This is a genomic window from Frankia sp. CcWB2, from assembly GCF_977927585.1.
Genome location: NZ_CDWRCM010000101.1, coordinates 9,895 through 15,771, shown reverse-complemented (window position 1 = coordinate 15,771; position 5,877 = coordinate 9,895). Strand labels below are relative to the sequence as shown.

The 5,877-nt window shown below is 70.7% G+C and carries 3 protein-coding genes and 1 pseudogene; 1 reads left to right on the top strand and 3 read right to left on the bottom strand.

Features of this window, described 5'->3' with window-relative positions:
• Window positions 1-122 precede the first annotated feature (122 nt).
• Entirely contained in the window at window positions 123-1,346 is a 1,224-nt protein-coding gene (locus tag ACY45C_RS12290; protein WP_462187752.1) for a glycosyltransferase 87 family protein, read from the bottom strand.
• Window positions 1,347-1,858: 512 nt separating this feature from the next.
• On the opposite strand from ACY45C_RS12290, the gene mptB reads away from it, so the two are divergent.
• A complete protein-coding gene (mptB, locus tag ACY45C_RS12285; RefSeq protein WP_462187751.1) occupies window positions 1,859-3,313 on the top strand; it encodes a polyprenol phosphomannose-dependent alpha 1,6 mannosyltransferase MptB in 1,455 nt (484 codons plus the stop codon).
• 31 nt (window positions 3,314-3,344) lie between these two features.
• On the opposite strand, the gene ACY45C_RS12280 is transcribed toward mptB, so the two are convergent.
• Complete coding sequence (locus tag ACY45C_RS12280) at window positions 3,345-3,818, bottom strand: VOC family protein (protein WP_462187750.1); 474 nt, start codon at window positions 3,816-3,818, stop codon at window positions 3,345-3,347.
• A gap of 98 nt (window positions 3,819-3,916) precedes the next feature.
• Window positions 3,917-5,493, bottom strand: a pseudogene (locus ACY45C_RS12275) (FMN-binding glutamate synthase family protein).
• Window positions 5,494-5,877: the final 384 nt, after the last annotated feature.

Genomic DNA, 5,877 nt, shown 5'->3' with positions numbered 1-5,877 from the left:
GCGACCCGCTACAACAAGCTAGCCGTCCGCTACGAAGCAACAGCCACCATCGCCGCGATCAACAAATGGCTGCCCCGATAAACTTCCCAAACAGGCCCTAGCCCCTAGTTCCCCTAGCCCCCCTAGCCCCGGCGCACCAGGTCCGGATGTCGCATTCCCCATGATCGGCGGTACAGGTCCCGGCGGCCGGCGACGTGCGCCAAGGTGACCAGGAGCACGACACCGGCGATCACGTAGGCGTTCGTGAGGAGGATGGTCGGGTCGCGGTGGTGCGGCCAGTTCTGATCGTGGGGCGTGATCCACCAGACGGGGGAGGCCACGAACAACACGTAGCCGGCGAGCGCCGCTCCGACGTACCGGTGTGAGGCTCGGCCGTTGGTGGCGTTGGTGGCGAGCCAGAGCAGCGTCGGCACCGCCCACACCCAGTGGTGACTCCACGAGATCGGCGAGACCAGCAGTCCGGTGACCGCGCAGGCGAGCAGGCCCGCGACGGGCTCCCCGCGCCGGTGCAGCCGCACCGCGAGCGCCAGCCCGGTGACGGCGACGGCGGCCACCATCAGCCGGTGGATCTGGACTACCGACGCGCCGTCTCCCCAGATCCGGGTCATCGCGCCGTACAGCGACTGGTTGCCGGCGTACGTGACCGAGCCGATCCGGCCCGGATCCGCGAACACCCCGCCCCAGTAGGCGCGGGACGCCGCGGGTGCCAGCGCGAATGCCACGGCATGGGCCGCGAGAAACGTCCCCACCGCTCCGATCGCCACCCGGCGCCGGCCGGCCAGCCACAGGTAGGCCACGAAGATCAACGGAGTCAGTTTCACCGCCGCGGCGAGACCTGTGAGAGCACCCGGTGGCAATCGGGTGAACGGTGTGGACCGTCGCCCGGGCCCGGCATCGAGCCAGACCGCCAGCATCAGCAGGATGTTGACCTGCCCGAAGATGATGGTGCTGCGAACCGGTTCCGTCGCGAGCGCCGCCACCACCAGCAGCAGCGGCGGCGCCCAGCGCGAGCCCAGTGCCCGCCTGGCCCCGACGGCCCGCGCGGTGCCGGTCGGCGGGATGAGCCAGGCCCGCAGCCTGGACAGCAGCAGGATGAGTGCCGCGACGGTCAGCGCGGCCCAGACGACCTCGGCCAGCCCCAGTGGGATGGCGGCGAACGGCGTGAACAGCACCGCCGCGATCGGCGGGTAGGTGAAGGGCAGGCCGGCCGCCGTACGCACCTGGTAAAGGGCGGGCCCGTCCCAGACGGCCTGCCCACCCAGCCGGTAGACAGCGAAGTCGGTCTGCGGCTGCGGTGCGATCATCACCGTGAGCACCACCAGCGCGGCGGCGACGCCCGTGGTCACGACGGGCGCCGTCGGTCGCGCCGAGGCGACCGGCACCGGTCCCGGGCCTGCCGTCTCCCCGTCGGGGCAGGCGGTACCGGTTGCCGGGCGCATGGTTCGCGCTTGCCGCATGCGTTCGGCATAGCACCCCGAGGCGGTCCGCCAGCTGGGAGCCCGGCAGCCACCATCAGCCGTTCATCCCGGCGCCATCCGCCGGTGGCCGTCGGCGCTGAGGCAGGACACCGCGGGCCGAGGCAGGACACCGCGGGCCGGGCCGGTGCCCGTGGGCTCCGACATCCTTACAGGACAGGTATTGTTCACCGGGTGGTCCCGGGCGCGCCGCCTGTTGGCGAGGTAGAAACGTCAGGCTTTGTACCGGAATGGACAAGATAGAGGACACCGCGCCGCACGGAACCGCCCGACCGGGCGATCCTGGTCGACGCCGTTCGTCGTGCATCGGTGGGGGCGTTGGCGGACGCCTCGACGGAGGCGCCGTCCTGCTCGCGGGATGTGGGACCGCCGGATCGGTGCTGGTGGTGCTGGTAGCGGGGCGACTGGCCCTGCAGCCCGGAGTCGTGACCCCGTCACGCTGGTTCGGGCTGCTCGACCCGGTGCCGCTCGACCGCCCCTCTCCGCTACCCGCTTTTATGATCATCGGGGTGGCGCTGCTCGTCGGCGCATGGTTCCGGTTGTGCCAGCGCGCGCACCAGGGCGACCTGTCGGTCCCGCGGATAGGCCTCATCATCGGCTGCTGGGCCGTTCCGGTGCTGCTCGGCCCGCCGATCCTCAGCCTCGACGTCTACTGCTACACCGCGCAGGGGACGATGCTCGCCGCCGGGCTCGACCCCTACGCCACCGGGCCCACCGCGCTCGGCGCCCGCCCCGTCCTGCTGGCCGTCGATCCGATCTGGAGATCAGCACTGTCGCCCTACGGGCCGGTCGCCCTCGGCTACTTCCGGCTGGTGAATGCGCTTGCGGGCGGTGACGTCCTGCGCGCGGTCGTGCTGCACCGGGTCGTCGCGGGGGCGAGCGTCGTCGTGATGGCGGTGTGCGTGGTGCGGGTGTCCTCCGTGGCGCGCCGGCCCTGGGCGCTGGCGTTCTGCGCGGGTAGTCCGATCGTGCTGCTGCAGCTCGTCGGCGCGATCCATCTCGAGGCCATCCTGCTGGCGCTGCTCGTCGGCGGTCTGACGGCGGTGTACCGCGGCAGGCCGGTACTCGGTCTCGTCCTCATCACCGCGGCCGCGCTGGTGAAGTGGCCCGCGGCCTTGGTCGTCGTGGTGGTGCTGGTCTGGCGGTCGGTCAGGGCAGTGAGTGCCGCTACCGCCGCGACCGAGGCCGCGACCGCGGCCGCGGCCTCGGTCGGATCGGGTCGGCGTGCGGCCCAGCTCCGTCGCGTCGGTGCCGTCGCTGGGCGGGACCTCGCCGTCGTGGCGAGCGTCGTCGTGGTGCTGTCGAGTCTGGTACCCGACGGCTTCGGATGGCTGCGCGTCGCGCGGACACCGGCCGCCGGACTGACCCTCTACGCCCCGACCACCTGCCTCGCCGATTTTCTGTCCGTCCTGGCGAGGATGGCCGGATCGGCGATGCGCTTCGAGGATCTGGTGGGACCCACCCGGGCCGCGGGTGTGGCCGTCGCCGCCGGGATCTTCGTCTGGCTGCTGGTGACCGTCCGCGACCGTGAACCGCATGCCACCGCCGGGCTGGCACTACTCAGCCTGGCCCTGCTCGGACCCGTTCTCTACCCCTGGTATCTCACCTGGGGCGCCGTGCTCCTCAGCCTGACCGGGCAGGCGCCGCGACGGGTGCTCGGGGCGGTCACCGTGGTCGGCTCGTTCCTGGCCCTGCCGCACTGCGAGCTGTTGTTCATCGAACATCCGCAGGTTGCTCCCTGGTTCGTCCGGCAGGGGCCGATCGTCCTGCTCCTCGGCTTGACCTGCGGCATCGCCGTGGCCCTGGCCGCCCGGCGTCGTCCTACCAGCGTGCCCTGAGCGCGGCGCCCGTTCCGTCCGTCGCCGGGTCTCACGCCTCGTCGGCGGCCCGGCGCAACTCCTCGATGTCGAGCTTCGACATCTTCAGCATCGCCTGCATCGCCCGCTGGGACCGGCCCGGGTCGGGATCGTCAAGGAGCTCGGGCAGGGCCGTGGGCACGATCTGCCAGGACAGCCCGTACCGGTCCTTGAGCCACCCACAGGGTCCTGCCTCGCCACCGTCGGTCAGCCGGTCCCAGTACTCGTCGATCTCGGCCTGGGAACCGCAGCCGACCTGCAGCGAGATCCCCTCCGAGAAGGTGAACTCGGGTCCGCCGTTCAGCGCGACGTACTCCTGACCATCCAGTTCAAACCGGACGGTCATGACCGTACCCTCGGGACGGGGCCCGGCCGGGCCGTAGCGGGTGATGTCGACGATTCGCGAGTTCGGGAAGATCGACGCGTAAAATGTGACTGCCTCCTCGCCCTGAGTATCGAACCATAGACATGGCGTGATTGCTGGCATCCTCCGGCCCTTCCTGTCTGTATGAGAAGCGCGCGGCCATTTCCCGCACGAGCTTTTCCCGAAGAGCTTTTCCCGAAGAGCGTCGTGGTACCCTTGGATTAGGGGCGAAAGCGGTCCGGGTCGGCCGCGGCCCAGTCCGCCGGCGGCTCGGCGAGCAGTTCCCCGGGTTCGAGCCACTCGTACAGCTCGGCGTAGCTGCGGGTGTCGGTGTGGGTGACCCGGCGTATCAGCATCCCCGGGTGCAGCTGTTCGGGACCGGCGCAGCCCAGCGAGGCGATCACCTGCACCGCCTGGGCCACCGTGGCCTGTTGGTAGCGGCGTACCCGCTCGCCCTTGTCCGCGACGTCCACCGCGCGGGCGCGGCGCGGATCCTGGGTGGCCACCCCGACCGGGCAGGTGTTGGTGTGACAGCGTTGCGCCTGGATGCAGCCGACCGCCATCATCATCGCGCGGGCCGCATTGGTGTAGTCGGCGCCCTGGGCGAGCCGTTTGACGATGTCCACCCCGGTGGCGATCTTGCCGCTCACCCCGATCCGGACCCGGTCCCGCAGGCCGACGCCGACGAGTGCGTTGTGCACCGTCATCAGGCCCTCGGTGAGCGGAGTGCCGACGTGGTCCTCGTACTCCAGCGGCGCGGCGCCGGTGCCGCCCTCACCTCCGTCGACGACGATGAAGTCGGGGGTGATCCCCTCCGCCAGCATCGCCCGGCAGATCGCGAGCAGTTCCCGCCGGGACCCCATACACAGTTTGAATCCCGTGGGCTTGCCGCCCGCGAGCTCCCGCATCCGGGCGATGAACAGCACCAGTTCCCGCGGAGTTGAGAAGACCCGGTGTCCCGGCGGGCTGACACAGGTCACCCCAGCCGGGACACCGCGGGCCCGCGCGATTTCGGCGCTGACCTTCGCCGCGGGCAGGATGCCGCCGAGGCCGGGCTTGGCGCCCTGGCTCAGCTTCAGCTCGACCATCCGGACCGAGGGAAGAGCTGCCTTGTCCTTGAACAGCGCCGGGTCGAAGTCGCCGTCCGCCGTGCGGGCACCGAAGTAGCCGCTGCCGATCTCCCAGACGAGGTCGGCGTGGTAGCGCAGATGATGCTCGGTGAGACCGCCCTCCCCGGTGTCGTGAGCGAAACCGCCCGCCGCCGCGCCGCGGTTCATCGCGAGCACGGCGTTGCCCGACAACGCTCCGAAGCTCATCGCCGAGATGTTGAGCAGCGCCATGTCATACGGCCGGGTGCAGTCCGGGCCGCCGATGCGCACCCGGGGCGACGGGGTGCCCGGCGCAACCGCCAGTGGCACCGTCGAATGCAGCAGGTACTCGTAGCCGACCGCGTTGACATCGCGTTCGGTGCCGAACGCCTGGTCGCTGTGGATGCCCTTCGCTCGTTCGTAGATGCTCGTCCGGATGTCGCGGTCGAACGGGCGGCCGTCGTAGTTGCGTTCGATGAAGTACTGCTGGATCTCCGGCCGGATGGACTCCAGTATGAAGCGGAGGTGGCCGAACACCGGGTAGTTCCGCAGGATTGCGTGCCGGCGTTGCGTGACGTCGTGGACGGCCAGGGCGAGCAGGGCGCCGGACACGGCGGCGGCCCCCACCAGCCCGCCGACCACCACAGCCCGGCGGCGATCGCCGCCGCCATGAGCCCCGCCAGGGCCGGCACTATCCCGAACGAGAACATCGCGATCGCGATCCTTCCCTGCGCCGGCCGTGCGCGGGCCGCGGCCGGCGGAACCCGGCCGATCTGCCTGGACCCGTCGGGTCCGGCGCCTTCGACGCTATACGCCGGACGGTTCACGGAGTGTTCCACGGCCGTGCCGCGGCCGCGGGGACACGCAATGGGCGGGGACCCGCAATGGCGAGCGGGCCGTCGGTGAACAGGGTGACTCCCTGCTCACAACAACTTTCACAGTATTCCGGAATGTCCGCCTCTTTCCCTGGGGGCATCGGACGGATAGTCGCCGCCGCGTTCGTCATCCTCCACATCGAGCACAACAGGACGACCTGCCTGCACAGCGCCACGACCCGTTACGCGGAAAGGTTCGGCGCTTGGCGCTTGGCGCTT